The sequence below is a fragment of the Methylobacterium sp. genome, from assembly GCF_019745455.1.
Taxonomy (GTDB): domain Bacteria; phylum Pseudomonadota; class Alphaproteobacteria; order Rhizobiales; family Beijerinckiaceae; genus Methylobacterium.
On record NZ_JAIETD010000079.1, the window covers coordinates 43,052 to 58,755 of the forward strand.

Below are 15,704 nucleotides of genomic sequence, written 5' to 3' on the forward strand. Positions count from 1 at the left end.
GCGATAGGCCTGTCGCCAGATTGTGTATCCCAACAGCAACGTCGGTGAACTTGCTGCCTTGAGAACGGGCTGCGGAGCCAGATTAAGGGCTGAGGGGGCTGACGAAAGCCGCAAATTCCGACGAGAACGGATCCAGGGCGATGCGGTGCCAAATCGGCGCCGTGAATCGCAGTGATACCGTCGGCCACCGCTCGCCCGAGATCCGGGTCTTTCCGGCGGCTTCCTCACGCGAAACGTGACCCCGAGCGATACACCCCATGGACCTGACGACCTGGATCTCGTCTCTGTGCCTGCTGCTCGCATTGGCAGGATGCGTCTATGGGCTGTCCACCGCCTGGCTCGTCGGCCGTTTCGCACGCAGGGTGCCGGCCTCCCTCGCACCGGATGCGCCCCGCCCTTCGGTGACGCTGCTCAAGCCGCTCTGCGGGACCGAGCCCAACCTCTACGAGAACCTCGAGACCTTCTGCCGCCAGATCTATGCCGGCCCGGTCCAGATCGTGTTCGGTGTTCAAAACGCCGCCGATCCGGCGATTGCCGTGGTGCGCCGCCTCGCCGAGGCCTACCCGGCCCTGCGGCTCGATCTCGTCGTCGATGCCCGCCAGCATGGGGCCAACCGCAAGGTCTCCAACCTCATCAACATGTCGGCGACGATCGCGCATGACATCGTCGTGCTCGCCGATAGCGACATGGTCGTACAGCCGGATTACCTGGAGCGCGTCGTCGCCGAACTCTCCGTCGAAGGCGTCAGCGGCGTCACTTGCCTCTATCACGGTGTACCGGCCAACAAGAGCATCTTCGCCCACCTCTCGGCGCTCGCCATCGACGTGCAGTTCCTGCCTAACGTCGTCATGGGAACGGCGCTCGGTCTGGCGCGCCCGTGCTTTGGCTCGACCATCGCGTTCACCTCGGCTTCCCTGAAGGCCATCGGTGGTTTCGAAAGGTTCCGCGACGACCTCGCCGACGACTACGCCATCGGCGAGGCGCTGAGGGAGACCGGCGGCACGGTTTCAATTCCGGTCTTCACCGTCGGCCATACCTGCGTCGACACTGACATTACCGGACTGTGGCGGCATGAACTGCGCTGGAACCGCACGATCCGCAACGTCGATCCCGGCGGCTATGCCGGCTCCATCGTCACCCATGCCTTCCCGCTGGCGCTGATCGGCGCCCTGATTCCGGGTGCCGGGGAGATTGCCCTTGCGGTCGCCGCCCTCGCGCTCGCCTGTCGGATCGTCCTGTGCGTCCGCATCGAGCGTGCCTTCGGGCTTGCCTCGCACCCCTACTGGCTGTTGCCAATTCGCGACATACTCTCCTTCATGAACTTCTCCTGGAGCTTCGTCTCGGGGGCGGTGACATGGAAAGGTCACGATTATCGCGTGGTTGCGGATGGCACGCTGATCCCGGAACGAAGCCTCGGCCCCGATGCCGGCGCGACGCCGCTCTAGAGCTCCACGCTCGCCTCGAATCCGCCCGTCCCTTGAACCCCGCTGAGGCCTTGAACCCCATGCGCACGCTCTTTCTCCAGGCCCCCACCTTCGACGGTTTCGACGGCGGTGCCGGCTCCCGCTACCAGGCCAAGCGCGAGATCAAGTCGTTCTGGTACCCGACCTGGCTCGCCCAGCCGGCCGCCCTGGTGCCGAACTCGAAGCTGATCGACGCGCCGCCCCACAACATCAAGCTGAACGAGATCGTGGCCCAGGCCAACGACTTCGATCTCGTGGTGCTTCACACCTCGGTGCCGTCGTTCAAGTCGGACGTGAAGACGATCGAGGCTCTGAAAGCCGCCAACCCGAAGCTCATCGCCGGGCTCATCGGCGCCAAGGTCGCGGTCGATGCGGCCGGCTCCATGGCCCAGGCCCCCGTGGTCGATTTCTGCGCCCGGAACGAGTTCGATTTCACCGTCAAGGAAGTCGCGGACGGCGTCCCGATGGCGGAGATCAAGGGTTTGTCCTATCGCGACGTCAATGGTGTCGTGGTCCATAACGAGGACCGCGAGATCATGACGGACATGGACCAGCTCCCCTTCGTCACGAGCGTCTACAAGCGCGACCTCGAGATGGAGAAGTACTTCATCGGGTACCTCAAGCACCCCTACATCTCCTTTTACTCGGGCCGTGGCTGCAAGAGCCGCTGCACCTTCTGTCTCTGGCCGCAGACGGTTGGCGGCCACACCTACCGCACCCGCTCGGTCGCTCATGTGATCGAGGAGATCAAATACTGCCTGAAAGAATTTCCGCAGACGAAGGAGTTCTTCTTCGACGACGACACCTTCACCGACAACCTGCCGCGGGCCGAGGAAATCGCCCGCGAACTCGGCAAGCTCGGCGTTACCTGGTCCTGCAACGCGAAGGCGAACGTGCCGCGCGAGACACTCAAGGTGCTCAAGGATAACGGCCTGCGCCTGCTTTTGGTCGGCTACGAATCCGGAAATCAGCAGATCCTGAACAACATCAAGAAGGGCATGCGCGTCGAAGTGGCCGAGAGGTTCACTAAGGATTGCCACGAGCTCGGCATTGCGATCCACGGCACCTTCATCGTCGGCCTGCCGGGCGAGTCGAAGGAGACGATCAAGGAGACGATTGAGTTCGCCAAGCGCATCAACCCGCATACCATTCAAGTCTCGCTTGCCGCGCCCTATCCGGGCACGTTCCTCTACAAGCAGGCCGTCGAGAACGGCTGGCTCGACGTCGAGAACGCAGAGCTGGTCGACGAGAATGGCGTGCAGATCGCTCCGCTGCACTATCCTCATCTTTCGCATACCGAGATTTTCAATTCGGTGGAGGACTTCTATAAGAAGTTCTACTTCCGCGCCCCGAAGATCGCCTCCATCGTCGGCGAGATGGTCCGCTCGCCCGACATGATGAAGCGCCGCCTTCGTGAAGGCGTCGAGTTCTACCGCTTCCTCAAGGAGCGCCAGACCGGTTCTGCCAAGGCAGCCTGATCTCAGCACCGATTGCGAGTTTCGCGGCCGGGCCTCAGGGCTCGGCCGTTCTTATGTCTGGGCTGCGGTTCTGGGTGTCGGGCGTATTTGCCCTCCGCAAACGATGACGAGGATGAGGCGTGGTAAGGAAGCTCGTCGTCACCGCCGACGATTTTGGCCTGAGTCTCGCGGTGAACGAAGCCGTCGAGCAGGCCCATCGCGAAGGTATCCTCACAGCCGCGAGCCTGATGGTTTCCGCTCCCGCGGCGGCGGATGCCGTCGCGCGGGCCAAGCGAATGCCGAGGCTGCGTGTCGGCCTCCATCTTGTCCTCGTCGAGGCTTGGCCGACGCTCCCGGCCGAAGCCTTGCCGGATCTCGTCGCATTCGATGGTCTGTTCCGAAGGGATATGGGCCGCCTTGGTCTCGACCTCGCCCTGAAGCCGGCAGCCCGCCGTCAGCTCTCCGCAGAGATCCGGGCCCAGTTCGATGCCTATCGCACCACCGGCTTGCCGCTGGACCACGTCAACGCTCACAAGCATTTCCACGTCCACCCGCTCATCGCCGGCCGGGTGCTCGCGATCGGGCGGGACTACGGTATGCGTGCGATCCGCGTGCCGCGCGAGCCGCGAGCCGTGTTGCGAGCCGCCGAGCCCGGTGCCGATCCTAAGCCAGCCCTCGATATCGCACCCTGGGCTGCGCTGCTCGCGGTGCGGGCTCGCCAGGCAGGGCTGCTGATCCCGGATCGGACCCTTGGCTTGTCATGGTCTGGCGCCATGACCCCACGGCGCGTGGCGGGTCTACTGGCACATCTACCGGAAGGGCTGACCGAGCTATATACCCACCCGGCAGCGAGCGGGGGTTTTGTCGGCGAAGCGCCGGGCTACGCCTATGCCTCAGAACGCGACGCGCTCATAGCACCCGAGGCGTTTGCGGCAATGAGGGCGGTGGGAGCGGTCGGCGGCGGATTCTCGGATTTCTCCTGACACTCGAAGAACGATCGACCGCCATCCGGCCAGTTCTACCCATTCGTTCCGTCGTTCGTCAGCTTTCCGTACGGGCGGAACACGACCGTGACCGCGACGGCTTGCGGGAAGGCAAGTCCCTATTTCACCGCAGCCGGTTCGGACCGAGACGCCCTCACGTTGGGCGACGCCTCGTCGCCTTCGGGCCGATCTGGATCGACCTGCTTGGGCGGAGGTCCAAGAAAGGCCGGAACCACGAAGAAGGCCGCGACAAGGGTGAAGAACAGCGACAGGGCGAGAAGCTTGCCCATGCTTGCGGTACCCGGATGGCTCGACAGGACGAGTGACCCAAACGCGGTGCCTGTCGTTAACGCGGAGAAGAAGATCGCCCGCGTCAGGCTGGAAGCCAGCATGTCGACCACGCCCGCCCGCCAGGCGATGACGTAGTAGATGTGAAACGCAACGCCGACGGCGAGCATCAGCGGCATCGCGATGATGTTGGCGAAGTTGAGCGGCATGCCGACGACGTGCAAGGCCATCAGGGTCCATAGGGTGGCGAGCACCAGCGGCCCGAGCGTCATCGCCACGTCCCAGGGCTTACGCAGGGCCACCGAGAGGATGATGAAGATGAGGACGAGCGCCGTGAGCGCCGCTTGAACGAAAGCGCCGAGGATCGTGTAGCTCGACGAGGTCGTGGCCACCGGCGCTCCCGTGGCGTGAGGCGCAACGCTCTGCACCTCCTTGGCGAAGCGGCGAAGGACCGCGTTCTCGTTGGCGTCGCCATTCGGATGGACCTCGATGCGCGAGCGGCCGTCGCTTGTGATCCATTCTGCTTTGAGCTGGGGCGGCAGGTTCTCGATCGTGATCGTCTCGGGATTGAGCAGCCCGTTCAGTCGCGTCAGCAGCGACTTCAGGTCCGTCGTCACAGCAACGTTCGCCGCATCCCGCACAGCCGGGTTTGCAGTCGCAAGGGTTTCCAAGGTCGCCGAGAGCTGTGCCGCCACCTTCGCGCCTGAAGCGTCGCCGACGGCGATGCTCTTCAAAGCGGCTGCGCCGTCTTTCAGTGCCTTCACGGTGTCGGCGTCGGTGGGGGGAGGGGCCTTGCGAGCCGGGTTGAGGATCGGCCGGAGGATCTCGGCGGCTTCGGCGATGATCGGGCGCTTTTCAGCCTGGTCCGGTGGCACGAAGGTCTGGATATCGATGACGCGAGCGACGACCGGGAGTGCACGCAGCTTCGCCGACATCTCCGGGACCGCTGTGACCGATGGGGCGATCACATCGATGAGATTCGGGCTCGTCTCGGGATCCTTGATCAGATCGAGATAGGTCGAGATCGATTCCACCTTGGGGCTGCGCAGGTGCATCGGGTTCGAATCGAATGGAAGCTTGAACAGGAGCGGGATGCCGGCGACCGTGATGAGGCCGACGAAAATCAGCACGGCCTTGCGGTGCTCGATGATCCAGTGATCGACGCCGGCGAGCCACGGCGTCTCCACCGGGCGTTTCTCGATCTTCGGCTTCATGACGGCGATCAGGGCCGGCAGCAGCGTCAGCGAGAACAGGTAGGCCACGACCATGCCGACGCCGGCGATGAGGCCGAGCTCGGAGACGCCGCGGAACGCCGTGGGCAGGAAGGCGAAGAAGCCGGCAATAAGGGAAACTGCGGCCAGCGTCAGCGACCAGCCGACCCCGCGCGCCGCCGCGGTGAGCGACGAGGGTAGGTCAGGCTGCTCGAACCGGTCGGCACGATATCTCACCGCGAACTGGATACCGAAATCGATGCCGAGACCGACGAAGAGGGCCGCGAACGCGACCGAAATCGGGTTGAGCTCGCCGACCATCGCCAAGCCCAACGCCGCGGTCACGATCAGTCCCGAGAAGGTCGTGATCATCACGGCGACGACGAGGGAGGCTGAGCGAAGTGCCAACCAGAGGAACAGCACGATGGCGCCGACCGTCACAAGGTTGTTGAGGAGCGCATCGTCAGAGAGCGTCGCGAACTCGTCGTCGGCGACGGCGACGGGACCCGTGAGGCGAAGCCGCAAGCCTCGATCGGCGTCGATGTTCAGATCGTCGGCAATCTTGCGGACGAGCTTCGTCGCCTCGGCGCCTGGTTGGAGCGCATTGAAGTCGAGGACTGGCTGGATCATCACGAACTTGCGCAGTTCGGTGCTCTGAACCTTCCCGTTCGACATGATGAGCTGCCAGGACAGACGCGCAGGCTTGCCGGCCATGACGTCCTTCAGCGTCTCGTCGATGCGCGACAGCGGACCTTCGAGATCCTCGAGCTTCGCGTCGCCGCTCTTGATCCCTCTTGCACCGAAACCGAGTACGCGCATCAATCCGCGCAGGCTGGGATCCTGCGCGAGCGGTCCGAGCAGGCCCTGCTGCTGGATCAGTTGCTCGGTGGTCTTCGTCAGCTCCTCCTTCGACATCAGGAGAAGGCCGTTGCGGTCGTAGAACGGCCCGCCATCGGGCCGGTACACGGTCTCGATGCGGTCTTTATTGGTGGAGAGGGCCTTGGCCAGTGCCGCGGCCGCCTCCTCGGCTACCTCCGGCGTCTGGCCGTCGATCACGGCTACGAGGGTTCCGGTGCGCTGCGGGAACGCCTTCTCGAAGTTGATCTCGTCCTGGCGCCAAGGGACGTCCTTGTCGATCAGCCGCTCGACATCCGTATTGATGCGAAAGAGATGGGCGGCGAGCCCGACGCTGGCCGCGGTCAGCAGGGCGATCAGGACGATGACGAGCCAGCGACGCTGGACGGAGAACGCAACGAGCCGTTCGATCACGAGTATCCTGCCTGCTTGTCGGAGCCATCCTGGACGCGGGGCTCCATCTGGAACGCCCGGCGGCACGATGAAATGCGCCGGGCGAGAACCAGTCTTCGACGCCGACCTACCATCTGCAGCCGCAATCCCCGAATCCACAGAGTGCGGAGTCCTGCGGACCTACGATCGAGGCTGATCCTGCCGGGTTCTCCGGGGCCGCCCGACGCGGTCGGCTGATTACGTCGGCGGGCGGCAAAAAGCAATGAAACCTGCGCTTCGACCCGCCCGCGAAGCTCAATGTGACATTTCGCACCGCAATATCCTTCGCTTCGATCCACCGCTCACGCGGCGGGCGCGGATCTGGCATGGCCACGACGCAGGCTCGGATCTTGTACGGCTGTGACACAGTTGCGTCATAGTACGAAACAACACCCGGCAAGTGCTGGAGCTGGAGCCGTTCCAGCCTAGTGCGCTGGAAATTGACGGTTTTTCCCTGTAAGCAGCCCGGCATATCGGGCCCAGAAGCAAAGGAGCCGCGCCTTGGGTATTCCCCTTCGGTACGTCGCGAAGATTGGCGGCTACATTCTCAAGCAGCACCTCACCGGTCGCAAGCGCTATCCGCTCGTGATGATGATGGAGCCGCTGTTCCGCTGCAATCTCGCCTGCGCCGGGTGCGGGAAGATCGATTATCCCGATGAGATCCTGAACAAGCGCCTGCCGGTCTCCGAAGCACTGGAATCGGTGCGCGAGTGCGGCGCCCCCGTCGTGGTCATCGCGGGCGGCGAACCGCTTCTCCACAAGGATCTGCCGCAGATCGTCGAGGGCATCATCGCGCAGAAGAAATTCGCGATCGTGTGCACCAATGCGCTGCTCCTCGAGAAGAAGATCAAGGAGTACAAGCCGAGCCCCTATTTCACCTGGTCGATCCATCTCGACGGCGACAAGGAGATGCACGATCAGTCGGTGTGCCAGCGCGGCGTCTACGACAAGGCCGTGGCGGCGATTGCCAAGGCCAAGGAGATGGGCTTCCGGGTGACCATCAACTGCACGTTCTTCAACAATTCCTCGGCCGACAAGATCGCCGACTTCTTCGACAGCGTGACGAAGATGGGCATTGACGGCATCACCGTCTCGCCGGGCTACGCCTACGAGCGCGCTCCCGACCAGCAGCACTTCCTGAACCGTAAGGCGACGAAGGATCTGTTCCGCGGCGTCTTCAGGCACGGCAAGGAGAAGGGCCGCGAGAAGTGGACCTTCCAGCAGTCGGGCTTGTTCCTCGACTTCCTGGCCGGCAACCAGACCTACCATTGCACGCCGTGGGGCAACCCGACGCGCACCGTCTTCGGCTGGCAGAAGCCCTGCTACCTGCTCGGCGAGGGCTACGCCGCGACCTTCAAGGAATTGATGGAGGAGACCGACTGGGACGCCTACGGTACAGGCAACTACGAGAAGTGTGCCGACTGCATGGTCCATTCGGGCTACGAGGCCTCCTCGGTGGTCGATTCCGTCAGGAAGCCTTGGAAGCCGCTCGTTCACGCCATCCGCGGCATCAAGACCGAGGGCGACATGGCTCCCGAAGTCAGCCTGGAGAACCAGCGTCCGGCCGAGTTCGTCTTCTCTCGCAATGTCGCCCAGAAGCTTTCGGAAATCAAAGCTTCGGGCGCCGACACGAAGCGCGAGGCGCGCAACCGCTCGGCGGCCTGAACGCGCCTGTCGCGTCTGATCTTGGAAAGCCCGTCACGAACGACCGTGGCGGGTTTTTTTCGGCCTAACCCTGCGTCAGGCGCTTTCGGCTGAGAGAAGACCGAGATGATGACCGAGGCTGCGTCGGCATCTGGTCAGGGTGCCAAAGGCAGCGGATGAGTCGCGGGCCAGCCGCACGAGGTCACCGATACTGGCGCGCCGGCCGATGACGGCTGCGAGGACAGCGAGGATGTCGGGGTCGCCATTCGGCTTCAACGCGGTCGCCACGAAGGCCGGCAGGGCGCGGTCCGCAGGATCGCACACCGCACGTACCGCGGCGAAGGGTAAGCCGTGTCGAAGGGCAAACGCGGCCGCCACGTGGGATTCCATATCGACCGCCGCCGCGCCCGTACTGTTGCGGAGCGCCGCCTTGCCGGCAACGCTGAGAACGGCCTCATCGACGCCCGCCAATTCCGCGTGCGCGGCCCGAAAGCCCGAACGGCCTAGCGTCTCGCGAAGGCGCGCCGTCACTGCCGGATCGGTGTCGTAGCGGCAGCTTCGCGCGGCAATACCGGAAGCCACGATGACATCACCCGGCTTGAGGCCAGGATCCAGGCCACCCGCGATACCGAAGCTGACCACAGCGCGAAGGCCTGCCGGTGCCCGGCCGTCAAGCATGGTTCGGAGGCGCAACGGGTTTCCGCCGGCGCCGGCTACCGCAATGCCCTGACCCGATGCCAGCCGTTCCTCCTTGGAGAGCCCGACCACGGCGAGGACGAGTGCTCCCTCGTCCTGCTCGCGAGTCACGAACGAGCCGGGGTACGCTCTCACATCCCGAACGCCACCTGGCGGGTGTTGCTCTGCTTGAGGTTGCGGTATCGCGCCATCGCCCAAAGCGGGAAGAACTTCGGGTAGCCGTGGTAGCGAAGGTAGAACACCCGCGGGAAGCCCGTGGCGGTGTAGCGTTCCTCGGCCCAGAACCCGTCTGCACCCTGCGTCCGGGTGAGATAGTTGATGCCCCGCGTCACGGCCGGGTCGTCGGCTTCGCCGGCAGCCATTAGGGCGAGGAGAGCCCAGGCCGTCTGCGAGGCAGTGGAGTAACCGGGCTCGAAGGCGGGGTCGATCTTGTAGGACGAGGCATCCTCGCCCCAGCCGCCATCCGGGTTCTGGATGCGGATCAGCCACGAAACGGCCTTGCGGATCTCCGGTGAGGCCGGATCGACACCTGCGGCATTGAGGGCGCAGAGCACCGACCATGTGCCGTAGATGAAGTTCATGCCCCAGCGGCCATACCAGCTCCCATCCTCCTCCTGGTCGTTGAGGAGGTAGGTCACTCCGCGGTCGAGCGCCTTCGAGCTCGAGCGCGTCTCACCGAGCTGCGCCAGCATCGAGACGACGCGCGCCGTCACGTCGGCGGTCGGCGGATCGAGGAGAGCGCCGTGGTCCGAGAAGGGGATATGATTGAGGTAATGGTGGTTGTTGTCGGCGTCGAAGGCCGCCCAGCCGCCGTCGCTCGATTGCAGCCCCTCGACCCATTCTCGGGCGCGGGCGATGGCATTGGCGTAATCGGGCATGTCGGCGACGAGGCCGTGCTGGCGCATGGCCCGGTCCATGGCCATCACGACCACGGCTGTATCGTCGAGATCGGGGAAATGCGGGTTGGCGTATTGGAAGGCCCAGCCGCCAGGCCGCACGTTCGGGCGCCCGGCCGCCCAGTCGCCCTTGATGTCGAGGACCTGGAGCGGGCGCAGCCAATCGAGGCCGCGCCGGGCCTGATGCTCGGCCTGGAGGCCGCCGGCCTCGAGGAGGGCGTGGCTTGCGAGCGCCGTGTCCCAGACCGGAGAGAGGCAGGGCTGGACATAGGCCTCATAGCCCTTGTCGACCACGAGCTTCTCGATCGCCTCGCAGGCGATGCGCATCTGCGGATGGTCGGCCGGGTAGCCGAGCACCTCGTACATGAGCACCGAGTTGACCATGGCCGGATAGATCGCGCCGAGGCCGTCCTCACCGTTGAGGCGCTCGCTCACCCAGGCGACGGCCTTGTCGATGGCGCGCTGGCGGCGCTTCTTCGGGAAATAGTCTTGGGTGTGCTGCAGTATCCTGTCGATGGCCCCGAAGATCGGCGTCCAAGGCCAGGTCGCGTGCGGGCTCCCCGGCCATTCCTGGACGTGCTCCGGCGGCGTGACGAACAGTTCTGGAATGCCGATGCCGAGCGGGTTCTTCGCCCGCGGCTTCTTTGCCTGAAGCACGAACAAGGGCACCATCACGCAGCGCGCCCAGTATGACACCTTGTCGAGGTGGAATGGGAACCAGCGCGGAAGGTGCATCACCTCCACGGGCATCACCGGCACCGCACGCCACGGAACCTCGCCGTAGAGAGCAAGAAAGAAGCGGGTGAAGACGTTGGAATTGGCGGCACCGCCGCGGGAGAGGATCGCCTCCCTGGCCTTGCGCATATGAGGCGCCTCGATCGAGTCGCCGATCAGCTTCAGGGCGAAATAGGCCTTTACGCTGGCGCTGATGTCGAAGGGGCCATCATGGACGAGGGCCCAACCACCATGCTTACCCTGCGTGCGGCGAAGATAATTGCCGATCTTGGGCGCTAGGCCGTCGCGGATCGGCGTCGCGCGAAAGTTGTGGAATAGGATATATTCCGAAGGGATCGTCGCATCCGCCTCAAGCTCGAAGCAGAGATGGCCGTCATCGTGCGACAACGCCGTAAGGCCCTGGGTCGCCCGGACGATTCCGCGTTCGACATCGGAGAGAGATATTTCCTGGGTTTTCGGGCGCTGCAGCGCCTCTACCTTCTTGAATGCCTCGCGCATCAATCCTCGCCTCGCTCAACGCTCGACCACAATGCGCCCGGCTTGAACCGATCCGAACGCCGCGCGGGTGATCGAGCACACCTGTGCAACACTCGGCACTGCCGGTCAGGCAGCGCCACGCATGTTTCGGCCAGCCCGTTCTCCATTTAGGAGCGCGAGCGCAGCCGTCGTTCCAGAGCGTATCGCCCCCTCGATCGTCGATGGCAGTCCGGTCGCAGTCCAGTCACCTGCCAGGACGAGGTTCGTATGGTCGGTGACGGCGCTAGCACGCCGTGCGGCCTCGGCAGGCGTCGCCGCGAAGGTCGCCCGCTTCTCCTTCACGATCTGCCAGCTTGGCCTTTCCGACGCAAGTCCCATCAAAGTCGAAATCTCGATCCAGATCTGGGAGCTCAAGTCTTCACGCGACGTTTCCAGCAGCCGATCCGCGCCACTGATGGTCACGGAAAGACGATCCGGGTAGGCGAACAGCCATTCCGTGAGCCCATTCACCACGCCAAGAAGTAGAGGCGATCCGGGTGGCGGAGGAAGCGCGAAATGTGCGTTCACGATCGATCGGTAAGACTGAGGGGCCGTAAGGCCCGGCAGGATGTCAGAAGCAACCCAAGGGGGGAGCGCGAGCACAACGCCGTCGTCGCGGCCAAGTTCAACCGCTCCATCGGCAAAATCGAGGCGATCGATGCGGCCGACGCCGAATCCTAGGCCGCGCAGTCGGCGCCCGAAACGGAGCTCGGCGCCACGCCCGCTCAAGTAGGTGACCGCCGGATCGACGAAAGCCGCTGAGAGGCCGGCAACTGCCACGAGGGGCCGGCACGCTTCGCCGCCCGCGCCGAGTGTTTCGAGGAGGATCTTAGCGGCGAGGCCGACATCGCTCTCCTTTGGATCGGTATTGAGGGCGGCGAGCAGAACGGGGTGCCAGAGCCGGTCGTAGAGCGGTCCGGCGCAGGTCATGCTCTCGCCGATGGTGCCGCCCTGGCCCGGTCCCTTGCCGGCAGCGGCCCTCAGAATTCCGAGAGGAGCTAAGTAGTCTGCGGCGCGAGTGCCGGGGACCCGTCTGGACGGGCTCATCACCCACCAGGGCAGACGGCCGCGATTCGGCCGCAAGCGCCAGCGCTCGCCGGTCTTCAGGTCGGCGAAGTCGAACTCCGCCTCGGCCGGTCCCGACAGCGCGTCGGCAGGAGCACCGATGGTACGCATGAAACCGAGCGCCGAGGGATTGCCCGACAACAGCAGGTGGTTGCCGTTGTCGATGGTGAGCCCGAGGGTCGGGTCGTAATAGGAGCGGCAGCGCCCGCCCGCCTGTTTGGCGGCTTCGTGCAGCACGACGCGGGCGCCGCCCTCGACGAGCGACACCGCCGCCGAGAGACCGGCAAGGCCAGCCCCGACAACATGAATGGTTCCTGCCATCAGACGATGCCGTGACGGAATGCGACGGCGAGGAGGGCGAGCTTTCCGGGCTTCACCCTGGCGCGCGGCGGAGTCCAGCCGCGGGCGAGCACGGCGTCGAGATAGAGCCGGTAGGCGGCGGCCATCAGCCGTGGCGCCTTGGTCACCGAGCGGGGGCTCCTGGCGATGATCGCCCAGGTCTGGCGGTAATGCTCCTGTGCCTCGGCCGCCACCGCGAGGCAGACCTCGCCGATGCGCGGATGCATCACAGCCGCATGGGGCGTCGGATCGGTCAGGCCGATCCTCGCGAGCTTCTCCCGCGGCAGGTAGAGCCGGCCGCGCTCCGCATCCTCGTCGATGTCGCGCAGGATATTGGTGAGTTGCAGCGCACGGCCCTCGTGATAGGCGAGTCGCACGCCGAGATCCTCCGGCATGCCGAAGATCCGCACCGAGAGGCGACCGACCGCGCTGGCGACCCGGTCGCAATAGAGGTCGAGGGTGGCCTCGTCGGGGGCGACGATGTCCTCGAACGCGTCCATCGCCATGCCGTCGATGACCGCCTGGAAATCCTCGCGCAGCAGCCCGTAGCGGGAGATCGGAACCACGAGGTCCTGCACCCGCGCCGCCGGCCGCCCGGCATAGAGCGCATCGATATCGGCGCGCCAGCGGTCGAGCTCGGCCGCGCGGATCTCGGCGGCACCGCCATCGTCGGCGACGTCGTCCACGGACCGGCAGAAGGCGTAGACCGCGTACATCGCCTCGCGCCGCTCCTTCGGCAGGAGCCGCATCGCGGTGTAGAACGACGAGGATTTCGCCGGCAGGGCAGGGGTCTCGGCGCCTGCGACCGGCATGGGCGACGCGGTGGCGCTCACGGGCGTCCTCCCTGGCTCTGCATGCGGATCGCCTGCGCCCGCAACGTGCGACCACGGAACGGGCGCCGCGCCAGGGTGGCGGTGATGCCCGCGAAGGCGGTCAGCGCGAAGGCGGCCTTGCCGTGATGAACTTTCTGGCTCAGCGGATCGCGCTCCACGAGTCCTCTACAAAGAACAACGGCGAGACGATGAATCGCGGCGATCTCGAGGCTGAGGCGCAGGTCGTCGATCAGGTCGGGCAGCACCGCGCCCTCGTCGAGAAGCGTCAGCGTCCGCTCTGCGAGTTCGCGGATGACAGCGCGCAGGGCCGGCGACGCCTCGTCGGCCGCGAGGGATTCGACGGACACGCCGTAGCGATCGAGAATCTCGCCCGGAAGATAAACCCTATCGTTCCGGCGGTAATCCTTCCCGCAATCCTGGAGGTGGTTGATGATCTGAAGCGCAGCACAGATCGCATCCGACGGCCCCCATACCACGGCCGGGTCCTCGCCGTGAACGTCGAGGACGAATCGGCCCACCGGCATCGCCGAGAGCCGGCAATAGCCGATAAGGTCGTTCCAGTCCTCGTAGCGATTCTTGCGCGCATCGAGACGGAAAGCGTCGAGGAGTTCGAGGGCATGCGTCGCTGGAAGCCCGCGGACAGCAAGTTCACGCTTGAGGGGCTCGGCCTCCGGATCGGACGGGCCCTTGCCGGTAAGTGCGTCCGCTAGGGCGTCAAGAAGCGCAATCTTGCGCTCCGGCGACAGCTCGGCATGGTCGGCGACATCGTCCCCGGCTCGTACGAAATCGTAGAAGGCCAGGATCGCGCCGCGATTCTTCGGGTGGATCAGGTGGGAGGCGACGGGAAAGTTCTCGTCCTTGTGTCCCTTGCCCGAACGCGCCGCGGTGGCGCTGTCGAGGGTCGCGGTCATCGGAGCAGTCCCGTCTGACGAAACCACGCGATCGCGTCGGAGAGGCCTTCGCGGTAGGGCCGCGCCGAATAGCCGAGCTCGGACCGCGCCTTGGCGTCGTCGAAGAACATCCGGTAGCGAGACATCCGGATGCCGTCGATTGTGGCGAAGGGCGCCTTGCCGGTGATCCGCGCCAACTGCTCGGAGATGAAGGCGATCGGATAGACGACCGCGCGCGGCAGGTTCACCGTCGGCGGCTTGCGACCGACCATTCCGGCGATGTCGGCCAGCATCTGCGAGAGAAGCACGTTTTCCCCGCCGAGGATGTAGCGCTCACCGGTCCGTCCCTTGTGAAGCGCCAGGAGATGGCCGGCGGCGACATCGTCCACGTGGGCAAGGTTGAGGCCGGTATCGACGAAAGCCGGCATCCGCCCTCGTGCGGCTTCGAGGATGATGCGGCCCGTCGGCGTCGGCTTGACGTCGCGCGGGCCGATCGGTGTCGAGGGGTTCACGATGACCACGGGCAGACCGTTGCGGGCCGCCATCTCCTCGACGACACGCTCCGCCACGACCTTGCTGCGTTTGTAGGCGCCAATGGCGGTACCAGGCGTCAGCGGCCGGGTTTCGTTCGCCGGTGTGCCGTCGTCATGCGGTTTGATGGTGGCGACGCTCGATGTGTAGACGACCCGCTCGATGCCGGCGCGCAGGGCCTCCTCCATCATGATGAGGGTGCCGTCGCGGTTGGTGCGGACGATCTCCTCCATGTCCGGCGCCCAGAGCCGATAATCGGCTGCGGCGTGGATCAGGTAGCGCTGTCCCTGGAGGGCAGAGGCCACCGCGGCGCGGTCGCGCATGTCGCCCTCGACGACCTCGACGTCGTTCCAGACGAGATTGGTGCGCGGGCTCGTGGAGCGCACCATGATCCGCACCGGAAAGCCAGCGTTGCGGAACACGTCGACAAGGGCGGCCCCAAGGAAGCCGCTCGCGCCGGTGATAAGAACCGGACCCGGCTCGCCGAGGCTCGCGTCGGACCGGCCGGAAGGGATCGCCTCTGCCATCTCGCTCGTGTCGTCGGGAAATCTGTCGGGCACCGGAACACGCGATCCCGGCGCCCGGCGCTTCTGTCATCCTAATGTCAGTGGGACAAGCACACTCAGGCGAGGCGCAGGCGCCCGGCCTTTCGTTCCGGCAGGGTGTCCTGGACGGTCTTGACGATGCTGTCTGCGTCGAGGCCTGCGGCCTTGTACATGGCGTCGGGCCTGTCGTGATCCTGGTAGAGGTCGGGGAGGGTGAGGGTGCGGACCCTGACCCGGCCGGCATCGAGGGCGACGAGGGACGACCTCGACCGCGCCCTCGACGCGGCGCGACAGGGGTTCTCGGAATGGCGCACGGTCTCGGCCT

Annotated in this window: 12 protein-coding genes; 4 read left to right on the forward strand and 8 right to left on the reverse strand. The window is 65.3% G+C overall.

Annotation, left to right across the window (positions count from 1 at the left end; translation table 11 throughout):
- Window positions 1-257: 257 nt before the first annotated feature.
- The 3 genes from hpnI to hpnK all read left to right on the forward strand — a co-directional run bounded on the left by hpnI (window position 258) and on the right by hpnK (window position 3,903).
- Entirely contained in the window at window positions 258-1,445 is a 1,188-nt protein-coding gene (hpnI, locus tag K2Y56_RS16865; protein ID WP_292509970.1) for a bacteriohopanetetrol glucosamine biosynthesis glycosyltransferase HpnI, read from the forward strand.
- Window positions 1,446-1,504: 59 nt separating this feature from the next.
- Window positions 1,505-2,941 (forward strand): hopanoid biosynthesis associated radical SAM protein HpnJ, encoded by a 1,437-nt coding sequence (gene hpnJ / locus K2Y56_RS16870; RefSeq protein ID WP_292509972.1) that lies wholly within the window; start codon window positions 1,505-1,507, stop codon window positions 2,939-2,941.
- Between the two features lie 119 nt (window positions 2,942-3,060).
- The gene (hpnK, locus tag K2Y56_RS16875; protein ID WP_292509975.1) at window positions 3,061-3,903 is read left to right on the forward strand and encodes a hopanoid biosynthesis-associated protein HpnK; all 843 of its coding nucleotides are present in this window, start codon (window positions 3,061-3,063) and stop codon (window positions 3,901-3,903) included.
- 119 nt (window positions 3,904-4,022) lie between these two features.
- Here hpnK and K2Y56_RS16880 read toward each other — a convergent pair whose 3' ends face one another.
- Window positions 4,023-6,671: an MMPL family transporter gene (locus K2Y56_RS16880; protein WP_292509979.1), complete on the reverse strand. Its 2,649-nt coding sequence runs from the start codon at window positions 6,669-6,671 to the stop codon at window positions 4,023-4,025.
- A gap of 519 nt (window positions 6,672-7,190) precedes the next feature.
- Here K2Y56_RS16880 and hpnH point away from each other — a divergent pair.
- Window positions 7,191-8,354 carry an adenosyl-hopene transferase HpnH gene (gene hpnH, locus K2Y56_RS16885; RefSeq protein ID WP_292509982.1) on the forward strand — a complete coding sequence of 388 codons (1,164 nt, stop codon included), beginning with the start codon at window positions 7,191-7,193 and terminating at the stop codon, window positions 8,352-8,354.
- A gap of 75 nt (window positions 8,355-8,429) precedes the next feature.
- On the opposite strand, the gene K2Y56_RS16890 is transcribed toward hpnH, so the two are convergent.
- The 7 genes from K2Y56_RS16890 to K2Y56_RS16920 all read right to left on the reverse strand — a co-directional run.
- Window positions 8,430-9,164, reverse strand: coding sequence for a phosphorylase (locus K2Y56_RS16890; protein WP_292509985.1), 735 nt, complete (start codon window positions 9,162-9,164; stop codon window positions 8,430-8,432).
- On the reverse strand, window positions 9,161-11,158 hold the full coding sequence (gene shc / locus K2Y56_RS16895; protein WP_292509988.1) for a squalene--hopene cyclase: 1,998 nt from the start codon (window positions 11,156-11,158) through the stop codon (window positions 9,161-9,163). Before shc ends, K2Y56_RS16890 begins: the two co-directional genes overlap by 4 nt.
- A 105-nt stretch (window positions 11,159-11,263) precedes the next feature.
- Window positions 11,264-12,562, reverse strand: coding sequence for a hydroxysqualene dehydroxylase HpnE (hpnE, locus tag K2Y56_RS16900; protein WP_292509992.1), 1,299 nt, complete (start codon window positions 12,560-12,562; stop codon window positions 11,264-11,266).
- On the reverse strand, window positions 12,562-13,413 hold the full coding sequence (hpnD, locus tag K2Y56_RS16905) for a presqualene diphosphate synthase HpnD (protein WP_292509995.1): 852 nt from the start codon (window positions 13,411-13,413) through the stop codon (window positions 12,562-12,564). Before hpnD ends, hpnE begins: the two co-directional genes overlap by 1 nt.
- Window positions 13,410-14,324 carry a squalene synthase HpnC gene (hpnC, locus tag K2Y56_RS16910; protein ID WP_292509998.1) on the reverse strand — a complete coding sequence of 305 codons (915 nt, stop codon included), beginning with the start codon at window positions 14,322-14,324 and terminating at the stop codon, window positions 13,410-13,412. The genes hpnD and hpnC overlap by 4 nt, the downstream gene beginning before the upstream one ends.
- The gene (hpnA, locus tag K2Y56_RS16915) at window positions 14,321-15,361 is read right to left on the reverse strand and encodes a hopanoid-associated sugar epimerase (RefSeq protein WP_292510015.1); all 1,041 of its coding nucleotides are present in this window, start codon (window positions 15,359-15,361) and stop codon (window positions 14,321-14,323) included. The genes hpnC and hpnA overlap by 4 nt, the downstream gene beginning before the upstream one ends.
- Window positions 15,362-15,456: 95 nt before the next feature.
- The coding region (locus K2Y56_RS16920; protein ID WP_292510001.1) for a hypothetical protein at window positions 15,457-15,704 on the reverse strand (248 nt) is incomplete at its 5' end.